This window comes from Oleidesulfovibrio vietnamensis (assembly GCF_055388115.1).
Genome location: NZ_AP042419.1, coordinates 3,070,639 through 3,088,024, shown reverse-complemented (window position 1 = coordinate 3,088,024; position 17,386 = coordinate 3,070,639). Strand labels below are relative to the sequence as shown.

At 59.6% G+C, this 17,386-nt stretch carries 17 protein-coding genes; 7 read left to right on the top strand and 10 right to left on the bottom strand.

The features are described from left to right. Nucleotides 1-94 precede the first annotated feature (94 nt). A complete protein-coding gene (locus tag ACZ5D1_RS13875; RefSeq protein ID WP_011368919.1) occupies nucleotides 95-631 on the top strand; it encodes a GNAT family N-acetyltransferase in 537 nt (178 codons plus the stop codon). 9 nt (nucleotides 632-640) lie between these two features. Further along, nucleotides 641-1,705 (top strand): ribosome small subunit-dependent GTPase A, encoded by a 1,065-nt coding sequence (gene rsgA / locus ACZ5D1_RS13870; protein WP_202795140.1) that lies wholly within the window; start codon nucleotides 641-643, stop codon nucleotides 1,703-1,705. Nucleotides 1,706-1,794: 89 nt separating this feature from the next. Here the strand turns inward: rsgA and ACZ5D1_RS13865 are convergent, their stop codons facing one another. The 10 genes from ACZ5D1_RS13865 to ACZ5D1_RS13820 form a co-directional block, all read right to left on the bottom strand. Beyond that, nucleotides 1,795-2,061 (bottom strand): hypothetical protein, encoded by a 267-nt coding sequence (locus tag ACZ5D1_RS13865; protein ID WP_464555185.1) that lies wholly within the window; start codon nucleotides 2,059-2,061, stop codon nucleotides 1,795-1,797. Nucleotides 2,062-2,448: 387 nt separating this feature from the next. Next, nucleotides 2,449-4,701 carry a polyribonucleotide nucleotidyltransferase gene (gene pnp / locus ACZ5D1_RS13860; protein ID WP_011368916.1) on the bottom strand — a complete coding sequence of 751 codons (2,253 nt, stop codon included), beginning with the start codon at nucleotides 4,699-4,701 and terminating at the stop codon, nucleotides 2,449-2,451. Between the two features lie 155 nt (nucleotides 4,702-4,856). After that, entirely contained in the window at nucleotides 4,857-5,126 is a 270-nt protein-coding gene (rpsO, locus tag ACZ5D1_RS13855; protein WP_011368915.1) for a 30S ribosomal protein S15, read from the bottom strand. Nucleotides 5,127-5,150: 24 nt separating this feature from the next. Continuing rightward, nucleotides 5,151-6,080, bottom strand: a complete 930-nt coding sequence (gene truB / locus ACZ5D1_RS13850) for a tRNA pseudouridine(55) synthase TruB (protein ID WP_011368914.1) — start codon at nucleotides 6,078-6,080, stop codon at nucleotides 5,151-5,153. A 4-nt stretch (nucleotides 6,081-6,084) separates the two neighbouring features. Next, complete coding sequence (locus tag ACZ5D1_RS13845) at nucleotides 6,085-7,092, bottom strand: DHH family phosphoesterase (protein ID WP_011368913.1); 1,008 nt, start codon at nucleotides 7,090-7,092, stop codon at nucleotides 6,085-6,087. Between the two features lie 18 nt (nucleotides 7,093-7,110). Then, nucleotides 7,111-7,401, bottom strand: a complete 291-nt coding sequence (locus ACZ5D1_RS13840) for a DUF503 domain-containing protein (RefSeq protein ID WP_027182357.1) — start codon at nucleotides 7,399-7,401, stop codon at nucleotides 7,111-7,113. Nucleotides 7,402-7,505: 104 nt separating this feature from the next. Beyond that, nucleotides 7,506-10,460: a translation initiation factor IF-2 gene (infB, locus tag ACZ5D1_RS13835; protein ID WP_464555183.1), complete on the bottom strand. Its 2,955-nt coding sequence runs from the start codon at nucleotides 10,458-10,460 to the stop codon at nucleotides 7,506-7,508. Continuing rightward, a complete protein-coding gene (locus ACZ5D1_RS13830; protein ID WP_011368910.1) occupies nucleotides 10,457-10,696 on the bottom strand; it encodes a YlxR family protein in 240 nt (79 codons plus the stop codon). Before ACZ5D1_RS13830 ends, infB begins: the two co-directional genes overlap by 4 nt. An 11-nt stretch (nucleotides 10,697-10,707) precedes the next feature. Continuing rightward, nucleotides 10,708-11,997: a transcription termination factor NusA gene (gene nusA / locus ACZ5D1_RS13825; RefSeq protein WP_027182359.1), complete on the bottom strand. Its 1,290-nt coding sequence runs from the start codon at nucleotides 11,995-11,997 to the stop codon at nucleotides 10,708-10,710. A 36-nt stretch (nucleotides 11,998-12,033) separates the two neighbouring features. Then, nucleotides 12,034-12,549 carry a ribosome maturation factor RimP gene (locus tag ACZ5D1_RS13820; RefSeq protein WP_011368908.1) on the bottom strand — a complete coding sequence of 172 codons (516 nt, stop codon included), beginning with the start codon at nucleotides 12,547-12,549 and terminating at the stop codon, nucleotides 12,034-12,036. Nucleotides 12,550-12,872: 323 nt separating this feature from the next. On the opposite strand from ACZ5D1_RS13820, the gene flgF reads away from it, so the two are divergent. From flgF to ACZ5D1_RS13795, 5 genes are all read left to right on the top strand, one after another. Next, entirely contained in the window at nucleotides 12,873-13,655 is a 783-nt protein-coding gene (gene flgF / locus ACZ5D1_RS13815; RefSeq protein WP_464555180.1) for a flagellar basal-body rod protein FlgF, read from the top strand. A gap of 27 nt (nucleotides 13,656-13,682) precedes the next feature. Next, nucleotides 13,683-14,468 (top strand): flagellar basal-body rod protein FlgG, encoded by a 786-nt coding sequence (gene flgG, locus ACZ5D1_RS13810; RefSeq protein ID WP_011368906.1) that lies wholly within the window; start codon nucleotides 13,683-13,685, stop codon nucleotides 14,466-14,468. 101 nt (nucleotides 14,469-14,569) lie between these two features. Then, a complete protein-coding gene (gene flgA / locus ACZ5D1_RS13805; protein WP_234702970.1) occupies nucleotides 14,570-15,523 on the top strand; it encodes a flagellar basal body P-ring formation chaperone FlgA in 954 nt (317 codons plus the stop codon). A gap of 33 nt (nucleotides 15,524-15,556) precedes the next feature. Continuing rightward, entirely contained in the window at nucleotides 15,557-16,261 is a 705-nt protein-coding gene (locus ACZ5D1_RS13800; RefSeq protein WP_011368904.1) for a flagellar basal body L-ring protein FlgH, read from the top strand. Nucleotides 16,262-16,273: 12 nt separating this feature from the next. Next, the gene (locus ACZ5D1_RS13795; protein ID WP_011368903.1) at nucleotides 16,274-17,386 is read left to right on the top strand and encodes a flagellar basal body P-ring protein FlgI; all 1,113 of its coding nucleotides are present in this window, start codon (nucleotides 16,274-16,276) and stop codon (nucleotides 17,384-17,386) included.

Sequence of the window (17,386 nt, the reverse complement as noted above, 5' to 3'; positions counted from 1 at the left end):
GATGATTGAGTTGGTTTTTGGTTTTCGCAGCGAGCGGCCAAATCGTGCGGACGGTCCTGATTGGCCGTAACCGCTATACAACAGGGTGGTTCTGATGGATATTACCGTGCATCGCACCGGAAGCAACGAGGCCATAATCAATCTTTTCACCCGTACGTTTGCAGATTCGGAAGGTGAAGCGGAAGGACAGGTGATAGGCGGGCTGGTGCATGACCTGCTGACGACTACGGCGGAAGAAGATATTTACTGCGTCACCGCAACTGAAGACGGTGAAGTTGTCGGGTGTATCATTTTTACCCGTCTGACATTGACAGACGGCCCCGTGGCATTCCTGATGGCTCCTGTAGCTGTTCTTACCGGCTGTCAGGGAAAAGGCACAGGGCAGATGCTGATAAAAAGCGGCCTTGAAAAATTGAAGGAGCACGGGGTGGAGCTGGTTTTCACATACGGCGATCCTGATTTTTACGGCAAAACCGGTTTCAGACCGGTGAGCGAAGATGTTGTCCGTGCTCCGCTGAAACTGACCTACCCTGAAGGCTGGCTTGGACAGTCTCTTGCCGGTACCGGCATCCGGCCTGTTGCCGGCAGATCATACTGTGTTGAAGCGTTTAACAAAGCAGTTTACTGGTGATTTATGGATATGATGCAGGCGCAATGCGATCTCGCCCGTCTGGGGTGGGGGCCTTTTTTTCAGCAGCAGCTGAGTATTGAAGAGTGGGAGGAGGCTCTGCCCGCGCGCGTGGCGGGGCTGAATCGTCATATACTGGGTCTTGTGACGGAAAACGGTCCGGTTCAGGCGGCTGTGCCGGGCAGCTGGTACACCGGCGGGCCGGAAGACGTGCCCACAGTGGGCGACTGGCTGCTGCTGGACCGCCGGACAAGCCAGCCGGTGCGCCTGCTGGAGCGTAAAAGCTTTCTGCACCGCAGAGCGGCGGGGCGCGAGGCAAAAATTCAGGCGCTGGCAGCCAACATAGATACACTGTTCATAGTTACTTCATGCAACGATGATTTCAATCCTTCGCGCATAGAACGGTATCTTACACTTGCCATGGGATCGGGGGTGACACCGGTTCTTGTTATTACCAAGGCTGATCTGGTTGCTGATGCGGATGAATTCATCGGGCGGGCAAAAGCCATCAGGCAGGATCTGGACGTGTGCGTGCTCAATGCTCTGGATGCCGGTTCTGCGGCCGTTCTGGAAAACTGGTGCGGCAAAGGGCAGACTCTGGCGCTTGCAGGGTCGTCGGGTGTGGGCAAGTCTACGCTGGTCAACACCCTGCAGGGAGAGCATATCCAGTCCACCGGTGCCATACGGGAACACGATGCCAGAGGGCGCCACACTACCACCGGACGCAGTCTGCATATGCTGCCTTCCGGAGCTGTTCTCATTGATACTCCGGGCATCCGCGAGCTGCAGCTTGCCGATGTCGGACAGGGACTGGCATCGGCATTTGACGATATCGAGCAGCTGGCTGCGGGGTGCCGTTTCAATGACTGCACCCACGACCATGAGTCCGGCTGTGCTGTTCAGGCTGCGGTGCTCAGCGGCGAGCTGGAACTGCGCAGGCTTGAAAACTACCGCAAAATAAGGGCGGAGCAGCAGCACAATGCGCTGAGCGTGGCGGAAAAAAGGGACAAGGCCCGGAAGTTCGGCAAGATGTGCCGGAACGCCGTGGCCATGCAGCGGAAAAAACGCCTGCGGTGATACATGGGGCTGTCGTTGCGGGGCAGCCCGCCGGGCCATGACCCTGCAAGCCGCTATGGCAGACGTACGGCCGCAGGCTTGCTGCACCCTTACAGCAGCAGGCTGCGGATAGTGGTCAGAATGCCGGTTTTTAACGATCTGCGGGGCTGCGGAACGGCAGCTGCAGGGTCGGGGCAGGCATCCAGCCGCCTGCGCAAAGCCTGAAATTTATCTTCAAGGCGCTGTTCGGCGCGTTGACGGCGGCGGGCGGAACGTTCGTGTTCCTTGCGTATGCGCTGCATGGCTTTCTCGTGGGCCTGTTGCAGCGGGGCAATGACATCCGGTACGGAGTCGTGTGCGGCAGTATGTCTATCCATCTCCAAACCTCGCAAGGCTGACTTTCGCCGGCTGGCATCGGGGCCCCCCCCTAGATGTGGCTTTCGCACATCTGCCTGCGCCTTTCGGAGAATCAATTATAATCCAGAGCCGTGATGTTATTCAAAAGAGCCGCGGTGTCAATGTATAAGACCGTGTCACCGCGGCGTCTGCATCTTCTGCAGGCTTTCGCATATGGCCGAAAGCCGGTGTCCGGCGTGCCATTAATCTGAAAAAAAAGAACTTCCGCTCGGCGGGTGGTCTGTGAGATGCGAACGGGACGTGCAGACGGACCGGTGCGGTATGTTGAGACAGATTGCAGCGCGGGCTGCACGAAAAAGGCGCGGAGCATGCACTCCGCGCCCTGTTATTGCAGTGCGCTGCCGCTGTTAGCGACGGTCGCGACGATCGCCGCCGCGTCCGTTGCGTCCGCCGCGGTCACCACGGTCGCCGCGTCCGCCGCGGTCTCCGCGGTCGTCACGGTCGCGGGGTTTGCGCGGGGGGCGTGCGGTGTCGGCCGGATCCCATTCCACGCCCTGCGCTTCCAGCATGACTGCCTTGCGCGAGGCGCGTACGCGTCCGTCATTGATCTCGATGACCTTGACTTCCACGTCCTGTCCCAGCTGCACAACGTCCTCGGTTTTTTCCACGCGCGAGGTGTCCAGCTGCGAGATGTGAATCAGCGCTTCACAATTGGGCAGAATTTCCACAATGGCGCCGATCTCCATGATCTTGCGGACTTTTGCGGTGTAGTTTTTACCCAGTTCGGGGCGCTGGTCGTAGTACATGACCATTTCGCGGGCCATATCCATGGACTCTTTGGTGGGGGCAAAAATGGAGATTCTGCCGCTGTCCTCGATGTCGATAGATGCACCCGTGGCCGAGGTGATGGCTTTGATGTTTTTGCCGCCGGGGCCGATGATCACGCGGATGATTTCGGGGTTCACTTCCACCACGCTCAGCTGGGGAGCGTATTTGGAAAGCGCCTGACGCGGCTCGGGCAGCACCTTGGCCATTTCATTCAGAATGTGCAGACGTGCTTCGCGGGCCTGAGCCAGTGCGCGGCCCATCACTTCGGCGGGCAGGCCGTCGATTTTGATGTCCATCTGCACGGCGGTGACGCCTTCTGCGGTGCCGGCGATTTTGAAGTCCATATCGCCCAGAGCGTCTTCATCACCCAGAATGTCGGTAAGAACGATGAACTGGTCATCTTCCTTGATGAGACCCATGGCAATGCCGGCCACCGGAGCCTTGACGGGCACACCGGCGTCCATCAGCGAAAGGCTGCCGCCGCATACTGCGGCCATGGAGGACGAGCCGTTGGATTCCATGGTTTCGGAAACCACGCGCAGTGTGAAGGGGAAGCTGTCGGGCGAGGGCAGTACGGGGCGCAGAGCGCGTTCTGCCAGCGCACCGTGACCGATTTCGCGGCGGGAAACGCGCACGGGCTTCACTTCACCCACCGAATAGGGCGGGAAGTTGTAATGCAGCATGAAGCGCTTGGTTACGTCACCGGTAAGGGAGTCCATGCGCTGTTCGTCGGTGGTGCTGCCAAGAGTGGTCACCACAAGGCTTTTGGTCTCGCCGCGCGAGAAAATAGCCGAACCGTGTGCGCGGGGCAGGGCACCTGCCTCGATGATGATGGGGCGCACGGTTTTGGTGTCGCGGCCGTCGATGCGCAGGCCTTCTTTGAGTATGCGCTGGCGCACGATGCGTTTTTCAAGGCTGCTCAGAATATCGCCCAGAGCGGCAAGGCGTTCGGGAGTTTCGGCAAAGGCGGGGTCCTGCAGCAGGGCGGCCTTCACTTTTTCCTTTACGGCCTTTTTGGCTTCCTTGCGGGCCATTTTTTCCCTGACCTGCAGTGCGGCTGCCAGATCTGCGGTGGCAAGGGCTTCGGCCTTTTCCTTCAGTTCAGTGTCTTCTTCAGGAGCCACGAACTCGATTTTGGCCTTGCCTGCCAGTTCGCGCAGCTTTTCCTGCATGTCGATGATGGGCTGCACTTCGCGGTGCGCCCATTCCAGAGCCTGCGCAATCACTTCTTCGGGTACGAAGTCGGCTTCGCCCTCAACCATGACCAGAGCGTCGCGGTTGGCGGCCACAACAAGGTTGAGGTCGGCCTTTGCCGCTTCGGTGATGGTGGGGTTAAGCACAAATTCGCCGTCGATGCGGCAGACGCGGGCACCGGCCACGGGAGCTTCAAAGGGGACACTGGACAGCATGACGGCGGCGGAGGAACCGCACAGCGCCAGCACGTCGGAGTCATTTTCCTGATCGGCGGAAATGACATTGGCCAGAATCTGGACTTCGTTGGTGAAACCCTTGGGGAACAGCGGACGCAAGGGACGGTCGATGAGGCGGGAAACAAGAGTTTCGCGCTCGCTGGGGCGGCCTATTTCGCGGCGGAAAAAGCTGCCGGGAATGCGGCCTGCCGCGTACATCTTTTCGGTGTAGTCAACAACCAGCGGAAAGAAGCTGATTTCGCGTTCCAGAGGCTGCGTGCACACGGTGCACAGCACAACGGTGCCGCCGCACTGAATCCATACCGCGCCGTCGGCCTGATTGGCCAGTCGCCCGGTTTCCATGATGATTTCTTTACCGCCCACGGTGGCGGTGAGGCGCTTGGCGCCGAAGAGATTTTCCATAACGTAAGAATCCTTTTCTCGTGAAGGGGATTCCGGGGAGAAGGCCATGCCCTGACAGGGCGTTCTTCCCGGACCCCCCTTTCACTTGCGTTGGGCGGCTGTGCCGCCGGGGTGTACAAAGCAGGGGAACCCCTGTCGGGGTTCCCCGTGTGAACCTACTTCCTGAGGCCCAGCTTCTGAATGAGAGCGCGGTAACGCTGAACGTCCTTTTTAGCAAGGTACTTCAGCATGTTGCGGCGCTGCCCGACCAGCTTGAGCAGGCCGGTACGGGAGTGATAGTCCTGTTTGTGGGACTTGAAGTGTTCAGTCAGGTATTCGATACGTGCAGTAAGCAGGGCCACCTGCACTTCGGGAGAACCGGTATCGCCTTCGTGCTGACCGTATTCTTCAATGATGGACATCTTCTTTTCAGGAGTCATTACCACAGCAAGTTACCTCCAAGTAACATATTATGTATTCCACAGCCCCCGCAGAACCGTCCAGACGGGCACCTGATTTCTGTAGGCTGTTTCCGCCAGAGCCAGCGGGTCACCGGCCGGGTCGAGCAGTACGGCTCTGATACCTTCGGTAAAAGGCATGCTGGCCATTTCTGCCGGATCATACGGATGGGGCATGCCGTTTTTCACACGGGCTTCGTCAGCTGCGCTCAGGCGCAGCTTGGGCCAGTGCGGCAATGCCTTGTCCAGCGGTATGACCCTGCCGGCAAGTTCCGCCGGTTCTGCCAGAACGTCGTCCAGATCATGGGCTTCGTCCAGCGAGAACGGGTGGCTGTACTCCCGGATGAGTTCGGTCAGCACAGCGCCGCACCCTAGACGGTTCCCCAAGCTGTGGGCCAGGGATCGTATATAGGTGCCCGAACTGCAATGAACCCGGAAGCGCACAAACGGCAGCTCAACAGCGAGCGTTTCCGCCTGTGAAATTTCTATACGCCTTGTTTTGACAGGCGTTTCCTTACCTTCGCGTGCCAGCTTGTACAGGGGCTGTCCCTTGTGCTTGGCCGCGGAATATGCCGGAACCTGCTGTTCCGACGAACCTGTCCACAAGTCGACAGCGCGGACCACGTCCTCTTCGGTTACGTGCGTCCAGTCTGCTGTGGAAAGTGTTTCGCCTTCGTCGTCCCACGTGTCTGTGGTGCGTCCCAGTTCCAGCGTGCCGGAGTATATTTTTTCTCCGCCTTCCATCAGATAGCCGGAAATCTTGGTGCACTGGCCCAGCAGCACCAGCAGCACGCCCTGAGCCATGGGGTCCAGCGTGCCGGCGTGGCCTATTTTTTTCTGCCCCAGCCGTTTGATTCTGGCGATGCAGTGAGCCGATGTGGGGCCTTTAGGTTTGTTAAGTACCAGTACCCCGTGCTGCTGTGCAAGTTTCGAATCAGCCATACAGTTAAGCGCCCTCGGCGTCCAGTGCAAGATTGCGCGAGACGGATGAAAGTATTTCCTGCACGGCGGATTCCAGCGGCATGTCCAGTTCGGCACCGGCGGCATTGCGGTGCCCGCCTCCGCCGAAGCCGGCGGCAACCCGCTGTACATCGGCCGTGCCGTTGGAACGCAGGCTGGCTTTGGAACGTCCGGGACCGTGTTCGCGCACGGTGACGGCCACCTGTACACCACGGATGCGGCGCATGTAATTTATAATTCCTTCGGCATCGGCGATGGTGGTGCCGGTTTCTTCCAGCACGGCGGAGCTGATGCCCAGCGCCGCAATGCGTCCGTCTGCACTCAGGCGCACGGCACCCATCAGTCTGCCCCACAGCTGCATCCGGTTCAGGCTCCAGTTGTTCTGCATTTTCGGGCCGAAATCGCCAAGATCAAGCCCGCAGCGCAGGATGTCGGCTGCAATTTCAAGCACCTGCGCCGTGGTGTTGCCATAGCTGAACGAACCGGTATCGGATACCAGCGCAAGGTAGAGAGCTTCGCCCACGGGGCCGTCGGGCACTGCGCCCAGCTCACGGCCGATAAGCGCGACCATCTCGCCGGTGGCGGCGCAGGAAGAATCAACCCAGTTCACATCGGCGAACTGGGGATTGCCCAAGTGATGATCAATGTTGATGCTGGGAACAGAAGAAAGCAGTGAACGGATTTCCTGGCCCGGGCGGCGGTCATCGCCGCAGTCGAGCACCACAAGCCGGCGCGGAGCAAAGCTGTCTATCTCGTCCAGCGCGGTGACGCAGGGGGCGCCCATATCCAGCCAGCCGAACTGGTCCGGCACGCCGGACTCGTTGTACAGCATGACCTGTTTGCCCATGCGGCGCAGCATGTGCGCAAGAGCGGCCATGGAACCTATGGCGTCTCCGTCCGGATTATAATGACTGGCAATGAGAAAGTCGTCTTCGCGGCGCAGTATTTCGGCAATGCGTGCCGCGGGCATGCCGTGGTTTGTGCTTTCCCGCATGGCGGTGTTCCTTTGGCGCTACTCGGCGCCGAAAAATTCCATATCGCTGTAGGTCATTTCTTCGGGGCAGGCTGCTTCCATCATGCTCAGGCACTTGGTAAGTCTGCTCTGCAAGTGCTTTTCGCTGTTGCTTACGGTGACCACGGCCAGCGAAAGACGTGTAAGCGAATCCTGATTGGCAATTTCTGCAATGGATACGTTGAACTTGGCGCGGACCTTGGCTTTCAGGCTGGAGGCAACTCTGCGTTTGCCTTTGAGCGAGTCGTTGCCGTGCAGCGTGTACTCTACTGTCAGAATACCGATGACCATGGCATGTCTTTCCGCGGACGCCGCTGTGCCTGCCGTGTACAGGTTACGGCAGCGCGGCATGGTATAATCCTGCGGGGCGCCGCAGCGCCCCGCAGGGGGAGTGTTTAATCGAGGGTCGCTGCTTCTTCGACTTCTTCAAAGGCTTCGATGATGTCGCCTATCTTGATGTCGTTGTAGTTTTCAAGACCCATGCCGCATTCAAAGCCCTTGGCAACTTCCTTGACGTCGTCCTTGAAGCGCTTGAGCGAGTTGATGCGTCCGGTGTAGATGACCACGCCGTCGCGCAGCAGGCGCACCTTGGTGTTGCGGATGATCTTGCCGTCGGCCACATGGCAGCCGGCAACGGTTCCCACCTTGGGCACGCTGAAGGTTTCGCGCACTTCGGCCTGACCGAGGTACTGTTCTCTGACCACAGGGGCCAGCAGACCGGCCATGGCGGATTTGATTTCTTCCGACAGCTTGTAAATGATGTCGTAGAAGCGGATTTCCACCTTTTCCTGTTCGGCCACATCCTTCACTTTGGCGGTGGGGCGCACGTTGAAGCCGATGATGATGGCGTCCGAAGCGGAAGCCAGCAGAATATCGGATTCGGTGATGGCACCGGCGCCGCTGTGGATGATGTCCACTTTGACTTTTTCGGTCTGCATTTTACGCAGCGCATCGGTGATGGCGCCCACGGAACCCTGCACGTCGGCCTTGAGCACGAGGTTGAGGGTCTGCGTTTCGGCATCGGTTTTGCGCCGTGCAAGGAATGTTTCCAGGGTGACCTTGCTTTCGCGTGCCAGATCGCGTTCGCGCTGTTTGATGGCGCGCTGTTCCGCAATGCGGCGGGCAACCTTTTCATCCTTGACGCAGATGAACTCTTCACCTGCCACAGGTACGCCTTCAAATCCCTGCACTTCGACAGGAATCGAGGGGCCTGCCTGCTTGGCTTTTTTACCCTGATCATTGAACATGGCGCGCACACGCCCGCTGAAAACGCCGCAGACAAATGCGTCGCCGTGTTTCAGCGTGCCTTCCTGAATGAGCACGGTACCCACGGCACCGCGGCCCTTGTCCAGTTTGGCTTCCACAATGCGTCCGCGTGCGGGCTTGTCGGGGTTGGCTTTCAGTTCCAGAACTTCGGCCTGCAGTGCCAGCATTTCCAGCAGATCGTCCAGACCTTCGCGGGTCTTGGCCGAAACATACGAGAAAATGGTGTCGCCGCCCCATTCTTCGGGCACAAGGTCCTGCTCCGCCAGTTCACGCATTACGCGGTCTCTGTTGGCGCCTTCCTTGTCTATTTTGTTCACGGCAACCACAATGGGCACACCTGCGGCCTTGGCGTGGCTGATGGCTTCACGGGTCTGTTCCATCACGCCGTCGTCCGCGGCAACCACCAGAATGACAAGGTCGGTCACCTGTGCACCGCGGGCACGCATGGCGGTGAACGCCTCGTGACCGGGGGTGTCAAGAAACACGATGTCGCCGCGCTTGGTGCTTACGTGGTATGCGCCGATGTGCTGCGTGATGCCGCCCGCTTCACCGGTGGTGACACTGGATTTGCGGATGGCGTCGAGCAGCGAAGTCTTGCCGTGGTCAACGTGCCCCATGATGGTGACAACAGGGGGACGGGGCAGCAGCAGTTCGTCGGCATCCACTTCCTTGGGCAGGAGGAACTCATCTTCAGAGAAGCCCACCTTTTCCACTTCGTAACCGAATTCTGCGGCAACCACAGTCGCGGTGTCGATATCCAGCGACTGGTTGATGGTGGCCATAATGCCCAGCGACATCAGAATTTTTATTATTTCCGGTGCCTTCACACCCATCTGGTGGGCAAAATCGGACACGCGGATAGCTTCATCCACTTTGATTTTACGCTTGGCCGCGCGCTGGGGCTGCGTGGACACGGGCTTTGTTTCGGGCTTGCGTTTGCCCTTTTTGCCGCGGTTCCAGTTGCCGCCCACATCTTCGCGCATTTTTTTGCCGCCTGCGCCCTTGTCGCCGAATTCCACCGTACGGCGGCCTTTCTGGCGTTTCTTCTTGCTTTGTCCGTCGGCAAAGGGAGAAGAATTTTCGGCCTGAGCGGGCTGTCCGAAACCGGCCGCGGGGCGGGCACCACCCGGACGCGGAGCGCCGGAGCGGGGTGCGGGACGGCCATCGCCGGGACGCGAGTCACCCTGACGGGGACCGCCGGGACGGGGACCTGCGGGGCGTGCGCCGGCCGGCCGGGGACCGCGGTCAGGACGTTCTGCCCTTTCTTCGCGGGCCTGAGCCGCAGCTGCGGCCTGAGCCTGCACGGCTGCAGGGTCGGGGCGCGAGATGACACGGACCTGAGGCCCTGCGGTTTCTTCGCGTTTCTTTTTCTTTTTCTTTTTCCTGCCGCCGTCAGCGTCGCCATCGGCTTCGGTGTCGGCCTGCACGGAGTCTTTTTCAGGTTCCATTGAAACCTCGTAACGGCGCTTTTCTGCCGGCGCCTTTTCAGCCGCGGGTTCAGCCGGAGCGGATTCGGTTGTTTCCGCCTGTTGCACCGGTGCACCCGCATCATGTGCTTCAACTTTTTCAGGCGCGGCAGACTGCGCTTCCGGTGCGGGCTGCGCGGGCGCGGCCGTTTCGGGAGCGGGTTCTGCTTTTTCCTCCGCCTGAGGGGTGGCTGGCCGGATGATGCGCGCTCTGGGCGCTTCTGTCCGTGCTTCCGCCTTGCGTGCTTTGGCAGGCGCGGGCTTGGCTGCGGGAGCTTCTTCAGCTTCGGCTGCCGGTGCGGCCGCCTTGGCTTCGGGCTGCTCGGGAGAGGCCTGTGCCTCTGTTTCGGCAGGGGCTGCTTCTTCGCGGGCAGCCGGCTTTGCGCCGGAGCCCTTGCGGCGTCTGCGGATGATGACATCCGAAGCGCCGTCTTTGCGTCTGGCGTCGCCCGATGCTTCCTGCACCTGACCGCGCACCTTGCGCGCTTCTTCTGTAGTCAGCGTGCTGGTGGCGTTTTTCGCCGGAATATCCAGTTTCTTGGCCGCTGCCAGCACTTCTTTCGGAGCGATGTTCAGCTCGGTGGCCAAGTCCTTAATTTTGATTTTAGTCTCGCTCATGCGTGAACCCCCTTGCACTTTCTCCGCCAGCCCCGGAACTTCGGGAACCGTTGCCTGCATTGTTCACTACTGCAAACGTAGTAGCCTCTGCCCGGCTGGGTCTGAGCTTCGTCGGCCACGGGGTCGCCGCAAGGCTCACCCGGGGGGCAGACGTAGCGCAGGAGATCGCTCTTTGCAAACCGTCTCCTGCAGATGACGCAGGTGCGTATCGGAATATGTTTTTGTCCGTCAGTCATCGGCTTCCGGACTATTCGGCGTTTTCCCCGTCAGCGGCTTCTTCTTCCTCTCCGTCTTCAGCGCTGCGCTGTACAGGGGCAAGGAAGTTGATGGCAGCCCGCAGATCCGAGATCTTTCCGGGAGTAAGGCCTTCCACGGCCATCAGCTCTTCGTCTGTGGCGTCGCGCAGCTCTTCTATGGACGAGAAGCCCGCGGCCACAAACTGCTCGATGGGCACTTCGGCCACGCTGGCCAGCTGTTCGAGACCGCGCCCTATGGCGTTGGCTTCGTTGTAGCGGGTCTCGGTGTAAATATCTATTTTCCAGCCCAGCAGTTTGGATGCCAGTTTGACGTTCTGACCCTTTCTGCCGATGGCATTGGTCAGCTGATCGTCAGGCACAACCACTTCGAGCATGTTTTCCTCTTCGTCCACAATGATGCGGCTGATCACGGCGGGGCTGAGGGCGTTGCGTGCATAGGTTGCGATGTCGGGACTCCACACCACTATGTCGATGCGTTCGCCGCGCAGTTCCTGCACGATATTCTGAATGCGCGAACCGCGTATGCCCACACAGGCACCCACCGGATCGACATCGCGGTCCCGCGAGGTGACAGCCACTTTGGCGCGGCTGCCCGGATCGCGGGCAACACCCATCACCTGAACGGTTTCGTCATCCACTTCGGGCACTTCGCGTTTGAACAGCGCGGCCATGTAGTCGGGGTGCGAACGGGATACCACAACCTGCGGGCCGCGGCCTTCCTTGCGCACTTCTATGATGATGGCCTGCACGCGGTCGCCGCGCTTGTAGTGTTCGCGCGGAATCTGTTCGTCTTTGGGCAGCAGCGCTTCGGTACGGCCCAGATTGATGATCCAGCCGGTTTTGTCTCTGCGCTGAATGATGCCGCTGGCGACTTCGTTCAGGCGGTCCTTGAATTCTTCGTATATGATTTCCTGCTCGGCATCCCGCATGCGCTGGATGATGACCTGCTTGGCGGACTGGGCGGCAATACGGCCCAGATCTTCGATTTTCAGGCGAAAGCCCATCTCGTCGTCAAGCTGGACGCTGGGGTCGTGTGCGCGGGCGTCTTCCAGAGAAATCTGCGAAGCCTCGTCCTCCACTTCTTCCGTCACGATTTTGAACTGGTAAACCTCGATTTCGCCTGTTTCTTCATTGAAGTTGACTTCAAGGTCCAGCTCATCGCCGTATTTGCGGATGACGGAGGTACGTACCGCTTCTTCCAGCGTTTCGACCAGCAGTGCCCGGTCCAGCCCCCGGTCTTTGCTGATCTGGTCTATGGCTTTTTTCAATTCCATGCTCATGGGGAATTCCTCCGACTCGATATGTCCGGGCGGCCGTTAGCGCTTCTGGCCTTTTTCGCTGTCAAAATCGTAGATCAGTCTGGCTTTTTTCACATCGTCCCAGTGCGCGCTGAGTTCTTCCTGCAGGTTGTCGCCGCCTTTCAGCGGGTCTATCTGCAGAGTGAAGTTTTCGCCTTCCACGTTTCCGACAACGCCGGTAAATTTTTTCCGTCCGGGAAACTGCGCACAGGGGGCGCGCAGCACCAGTTCTGCCTTGTGTCCTTTATAGGCGGCAAGCTGTGCCGCGCTGAACAAAGGCCGTTCCAGTCCCGGGGACGACACCTCGAGGTTGTAAGCCCCGGCAATGATGTCTTCGACTTCCAGTGCCAGCCCGATATGCCGTGAGACAGTGGCGCACTGGTCGATGGTAACGCCGTCGGGTCCGTCAATATATATACGCAGAACGGCCTTGCCGCCCTGAATAAAGTCCATGCCCCACAACTCAAGGTCGAAGGACCGGATGACGGGGGTGATGATTTCCAGCAGTTGTTCGTGAATTGTTGTGACGGTCATATGCATCGTACCATGCGGTCTTGCCGCAAAAAAAAGGGGGCCTTGCCGGCCACCCCGCGTTCAGCCGCTTAGCGGCCACAGGATGTATCAATGTCCGCCGGTGATAATCCGGTCTGCCTGCACGGCGTAGGCCAGAACAGGTAGCATCCACGTGGGAACCGCACATTTGAATCGCTATCGTATATGTTGCTCCCGAGACGTTGTCAATGGCCGCAGACCAAAAAACCGGCGCCGCCGGTTAAAAGAAGGCTGAACAGGCTGGCCCGCATGTTGCATCGTGACCGGCTGTGCGGGCGCCTGTGCGCCGCGCCAAGGAGGCTGCCATGCAAGACAGTATGTATAGCGCGTTATTCGGGGCGCTTACCAACGAACACCGGCTGAACAACATCGCCAACAATCTGGCGAACGTGAATACCACCGGGTACAAACGCGACGTGCTCGCGTTCAAGGACACTTTTCTTTCCTTTGCCCATGACGAGGTGATGGAACCCATACCCAATGTGCGTTCCAAGAAGATGTTTCCGGAGCCGATACACATTGCCAAACCGCGCATAGCGCTGGCCAAGACCGATTTCAGTCAGGGCAGCCTGAAGCTGACAGGCGGTACGCTGGACATGGCCGTGCACGGCGACGGCTTTTTCAAGGTGCGTACCCCGGACGGCGAGTTCTACACCCGTAACGGCAACTTCCGTCAGACTTCCGACGGTCAGCTGGTGACGCAGCAGGGCTGGCCCGTGCTGGGAGCAGGCGGAGACATACAGATTCCGCCGCGTGCCAATCTGACAGTGGCGGAAAACGGCACCATCTATGCCGACGGTGAAGAGATAGGTCAGGTGCAGGTGGTCACGCTGGACAATCTGGATGCGCTGGAAAAACAGGGAAGCAACCTTTTCCGACTGCGTGAGGGAGCGGAGGCGCAGGAGGTTCCTGTGGAAAACCCCGTGGTGCTTCAGGGGTATCTGGAAACGGCCAACGTCGAGGTTGTTACTGAAATGGTCAACATGATCGAAGCCAACCGTCAGTTTGAAGCTTATCAGAAAATTATGCAGACCACTGATGCCGTGGACAAAATGGCCACCACTCAGGTGGGCAGAGGCCGTGCGTAACGTGCGGCAAACCGGAGGATATCCGTCATGATGCGTTCTCTCTGGACTGCTGCTACAGGTATGATCGCCCAGCAGCTTAATATTGACACCATTTCCAACAACCTCGCCAACGTGAACACACTGGGCTTTAAAAAGAGCCGCGCCGAGTTTGAGGACCTCATGTATCAGAACATGAAGATCGCAGGCTCGGTTACCGGCAACGACCAGCGTATTCCCACGGGTATTCAGGTGGGTCTTGGTGTGCGTCCCACCACCGTGCACAAATTTTTCACTCAGGGCGACTACTCCAACACGGGCAACCCGCTGGACCTCGCCATTGAAGGTGACGGGTTCTTTCAGGTTACCGTGAACGGCGAACCGGCTTACACGCGCGCAGGTGCTTTCAAGCTCAATCAGGACGGCACCGTGGTCACGGCCAACGGTTACCCGCTGGAGCCGGAATTCACCGTGCCGCCCGAAACAAAAAACGTGGTGGTGACCGAAAACGGGCACATCGCGGCGCTGGATAAGAACGGTGAAGAGCTGGCCGCGGCTGATATCCCGCTGTACACGTTCATCAACCCCGCGGGACTGCAGGCCGCCGGACGTAACCTGTACCTTGCATCGGAGGCTTCCGGTGTGGCTGTGGAGGGCGTGCCCGGCGAAGACAATGTGGGCACCATCGCGCAGGGCTTTCTGGAAATGTCCAACGTGGAAGTGGTGGACGAAATGGTCAATATGATTGTGGGGCAGCGTGCGTACGAAATGAACTCCAAGGCCATTCAGGCTTCGGACAACATGCTGCAGACGGCAACCCAGCTCAAGCGCGCCTGATGCGTCTGCGGGGGATCGTGCGTATGTGGATGTCCGTTGCAAAACCGTATTCAGGCGCCGCGGCAGAGTCTCTTTCGCGGTGTGGCCTGCGGGGCCTGCACATGGTGCTGCTGGCCGTGCTGCTGGCCGTGCTGGCTGCTGTTCCCGCCGGAGCTTCTCTTACGGGTACGTGGCGTCTGCAGCTGCGCGATGCGGCGGTGGTGCACGGAGATATGGTGCTGCTGGGTGAAATAGCTTCACCCGTGGGAGAAATGCCGCCGGAACTGTGGCAGCAGCTTGCCCGCCGGCCGTTGTGGGAATCACCGGATAAGACCGGCAGAACCATGAGCATAACCGGCCCGCGGCTGAAGCGTGCCATGCGCCGGTACCTGCCGGAACACCACCGCAAATGCCTGTACCCCGCTTCCATGGCGGTGCAGAAAGGGGGCGGCCTGTATGACGAGGCCGCTTTGCGCAAGGTGGTGGCGGACTCGCTGACTCCGCGGCTGGCCGCACTGGAAGGCGAAGCCTCGCTGCGGGATTACAGGCTGCCTGCGTTCATGTTTGTGGAAGACCCGCTGAACACTGTCATGCTGATGACGGACGATGTCCGTGCCGGAAGGCTGTCGCTGAGGCTGGCCGAAGTGCGGCCCACCGGAGACGTGGTGCGTCAGGCCACGGGCAGTGTGTTTGTGGATGTGTGGACGGGGGTTCCGGCTGCGGCGTTTCCTGTTAACAGGGGCGATCTGCTGGGGCCGGATGCTGTGACCATGGTGCGCAAGAACAGGGCGTTCATGCGCGGAGACCCGTGGGACGGCAAAGGCGGCCCGTGGCGCCTGACGCGGGCCGTGGGGCAGGGGCAGGTCATCTATGCAGCCGATCTTGAAATAATGCCCACTGTGGCGCGCGGAGACAGGGTTGATCTGGTTTTCCGCGGCAGCCGCATTCTGCTTACCGTGCCTGCAGAAGCGCTGGCAGACGGTGCCGCCGGAGATTCCATTCCGGTTCGGAATTTGCAAAGTCGCAGGCAGGTGTATGCCACCGTCAAAGATCCGACCACCGTCATTGTGCAATAGCCGGCCGCACCGGCGTCCGGAGGAGTGGATATCATGAGATACGCAGTCATATGCATGCTGCTGCTGGCAGCTTCCGGCTGCACGGCCGCCAGACAGGCGCCGTCGCCCGAACCCGGGCTTGTGCCGCCGCCTGTGGTCACCACGCCGGAGGAAAAAGCCGAAAATCCCGGTTCGCTGTTCAGCGATGAAAACGCAGACCTGCTCTATGCCGACTACAGAGCACGCCGCGTGGGGGACATTGTCCTTATAAATATAGTGGAAAATTCCAAGGCCGAGAACAAGGCATCCACCTCCACCAATAAAGAATCCACCGGCGAGTACGGCGTTTCTTCGTTTTTCGACCGCAGCAAGGTGGGCATCATTCCCGGGCAGACGCTGCTCAGCGGCCGCACTGGCGATGTGCCGCTGCTCAAGTTCAGCTCTGTAAGCGATTTTTCCGGCGACGGAGAGACAACCCGCGAAAACACTGTCACCGCCACCATTGCCGCAAGGGTGACACGGGTGCTGCCCGGAGGTCTGATGCAGGTCGAGGGGTCGCGTGAAACCAGAGTGAACGAAGAAACCCAGATAGTGACGGTGAGCGGGCTGGTGCGCACTTCGGACGTGGCGGACGACAACTCCGTCATGTCCACCCAGATGGCTGATGCCCGCATTTCCTATTACGGCAAGGGTGTCATTTCGGACAAACAGCGTGTGGGCTGGTTCACCCGGCTCATGGACAACCTCTGGCCGTTTTAGGAGCGCACACACATGACCTTTTTTACCCGTTGCTTCCGCCGTGGCGCGCTGCTTTTTCTGCTGGCTGTCCTGCTGCTGCCGTCGCCCGCCCAGGCTGTACGCATCAAGGACATAGCCTCGTTCGGCGGTGTGCGCGACAACGACCTCATGGGCTACGGGCTTGTGGTGGGGCTTGGCGGTACGGGTGACAAAAAATCATCCACGTTCACCATAAGCTCCATGGTGAACATGCTCGACAAGATGGGCATAGCCGTGGACCGCACCAAGCTGACACCTAAAAACGTGGCCGCTGTGATGGTGACCACGCGCATGCCCGTGTCGGCCCGTCCGGGTTCGCGTCTGGATATTACGGTATCATCGCTGGGAGACGCCACCAGTCTGCTGGGCGGCGTGTTGCTGATGACACCCATGAAAGGGGTGGACGGCAAGGTGTATGCGCTGGCACAGGGACCGCTTGCCCTGGGCGGTTTTTCGGCGGAAGGCGATGCGGCGCGGGCGCAGAAGAACATCACCACCGTGGGCCGCATTCCCGGCGGTGCCGTGGTGGAGCGTGCCGTGCCGTTTGAATTCAACACCCAGAACAAGCTGACGCTGCATATGAACGTGCAGGATTTTTCCACAACCATGCAGGTGGTGGACAGGCTTAATGACAACATGGGCGGCCAGTTTGCCAGTGCGCGCGATATAGCCACCGTGGACATCATGGTGCCGCCCGCCTACAGGGGCAATCTGGTGCCGCTGATGGCTTCGCTGGAAAACCTGCCCGTAACGCCGGACAGCCCCGCCCGTGTGGTGGTGGATGAAAAGACCGGAACCGTTGTGGTGGGTAACAGTGTGCGGATTTCCAAGGTTGCCGTGTCGCATGGCAACCTGCAGATAGTGGTGCAGGAAAATCCGCAGGTTTCGCAGCCCGGAGCCTTCAGCCCCGGACAGACCGTGGTCACTCCGCAGACGGATATAGCCGCACAGGAAGAGAACCGGCGGCTGGTGATGATGGAAGGAGCCACGCTGCAGGAACTTGTGGACGGCCTGAATTCCATAGGCGCCACACCGCGCGATCTTATTTCCATACTGCGCACGCTCAAGGCGGCGGGCGCGCTGCACGCGGAGCTGGAGGTCATCTAG

Excerpts from the sequence above, each read along its gene's own strand:
- infB (WP_464555183.1), bottom strand. The coding sequence starts at position 10,460 with ATGAGCGAGACTAAAATCAAAATTAAGGACTTGGCCACCGAGCTGAAC.
- flgA (WP_234702970.1), top strand. The coding sequence starts at position 14,570 with ATGGTGCTGCTGGCCGTGCTGCTGGCCGTGCTGGCTGCTGTTCCCGCC.
- truB (WP_011368914.1), bottom strand. The coding sequence starts at position 6,080 with ATGGCTGATTCGAAACTTGCACAGCAGCACGGGGTACTGGTACTTAAC.
- ACZ5D1_RS13795 (WP_011368903.1), top strand. The coding sequence starts at position 16,274 with ATGACCTTTTTTACCCGTTGCTTCCGCCGTGGCGCGCTGCTTTTTCTG.
- rsgA (WP_202795140.1), top strand. The coding sequence starts at position 641 with ATGATGCAGGCGCAATGCGATCTCGCCCGTCTGGGGTGGGGGCCTTTT.
- nusA (WP_027182359.1), bottom strand. The coding sequence starts at position 11,997 with ATGAGCATGGAATTGAAAAAAGCCATAGACCAGATCAGCAAAGACCGG.
- ACZ5D1_RS13830 (WP_011368910.1), bottom strand. The coding sequence starts at position 10,696 with ATGACTGACGGACAAAAACATATTCCGATACGCACCTGCGTCATCTGC.
- ACZ5D1_RS13800 (WP_011368904.1), top strand. The coding sequence starts at position 15,557 with ATGAGATACGCAGTCATATGCATGCTGCTGCTGGCAGCTTCCGGCTGC.
- ACZ5D1_RS13845 (WP_011368913.1), bottom strand. The coding sequence starts at position 7,092 with ATGCGGGAAAGCACAAACCACGGCATGCCCGCGGCACGCATTGCCGAA.
- ACZ5D1_RS13865 (WP_464555185.1), bottom strand. The coding sequence starts at position 2,061 with ATGGATAGACATACTGCCGCACACGACTCCGTACCGGATGTCATTGCC.
- ACZ5D1_RS13820 (WP_011368908.1), bottom strand. The coding sequence starts at position 12,549 with ATGACCGTCACAACAATTCACGAACAACTGCTGGAAATCATCACCCCC.
- flgF (WP_464555180.1), top strand. The coding sequence starts at position 12,873 with ATGCAAGACAGTATGTATAGCGCGTTATTCGGGGCGCTTACCAACGAA.
- pnp (WP_011368916.1), bottom strand. The coding sequence starts at position 4,701 with ATGGAAAATCTCTTCGGCGCCAAGCGCCTCACCGCCACCGTGGGCGGT.
- ACZ5D1_RS13840 (WP_027182357.1), bottom strand. The coding sequence starts at position 7,401 with ATGGTCATCGGTATTCTGACAGTAGAGTACACGCTGCACGGCAACGAC.
- ACZ5D1_RS13875 (WP_011368919.1), top strand. The coding sequence starts at position 95 with ATGGATATTACCGTGCATCGCACCGGAAGCAACGAGGCCATAATCAAT.
- flgG (WP_011368906.1), top strand. The coding sequence starts at position 13,683 with ATGATGCGTTCTCTCTGGACTGCTGCTACAGGTATGATCGCCCAGCAG.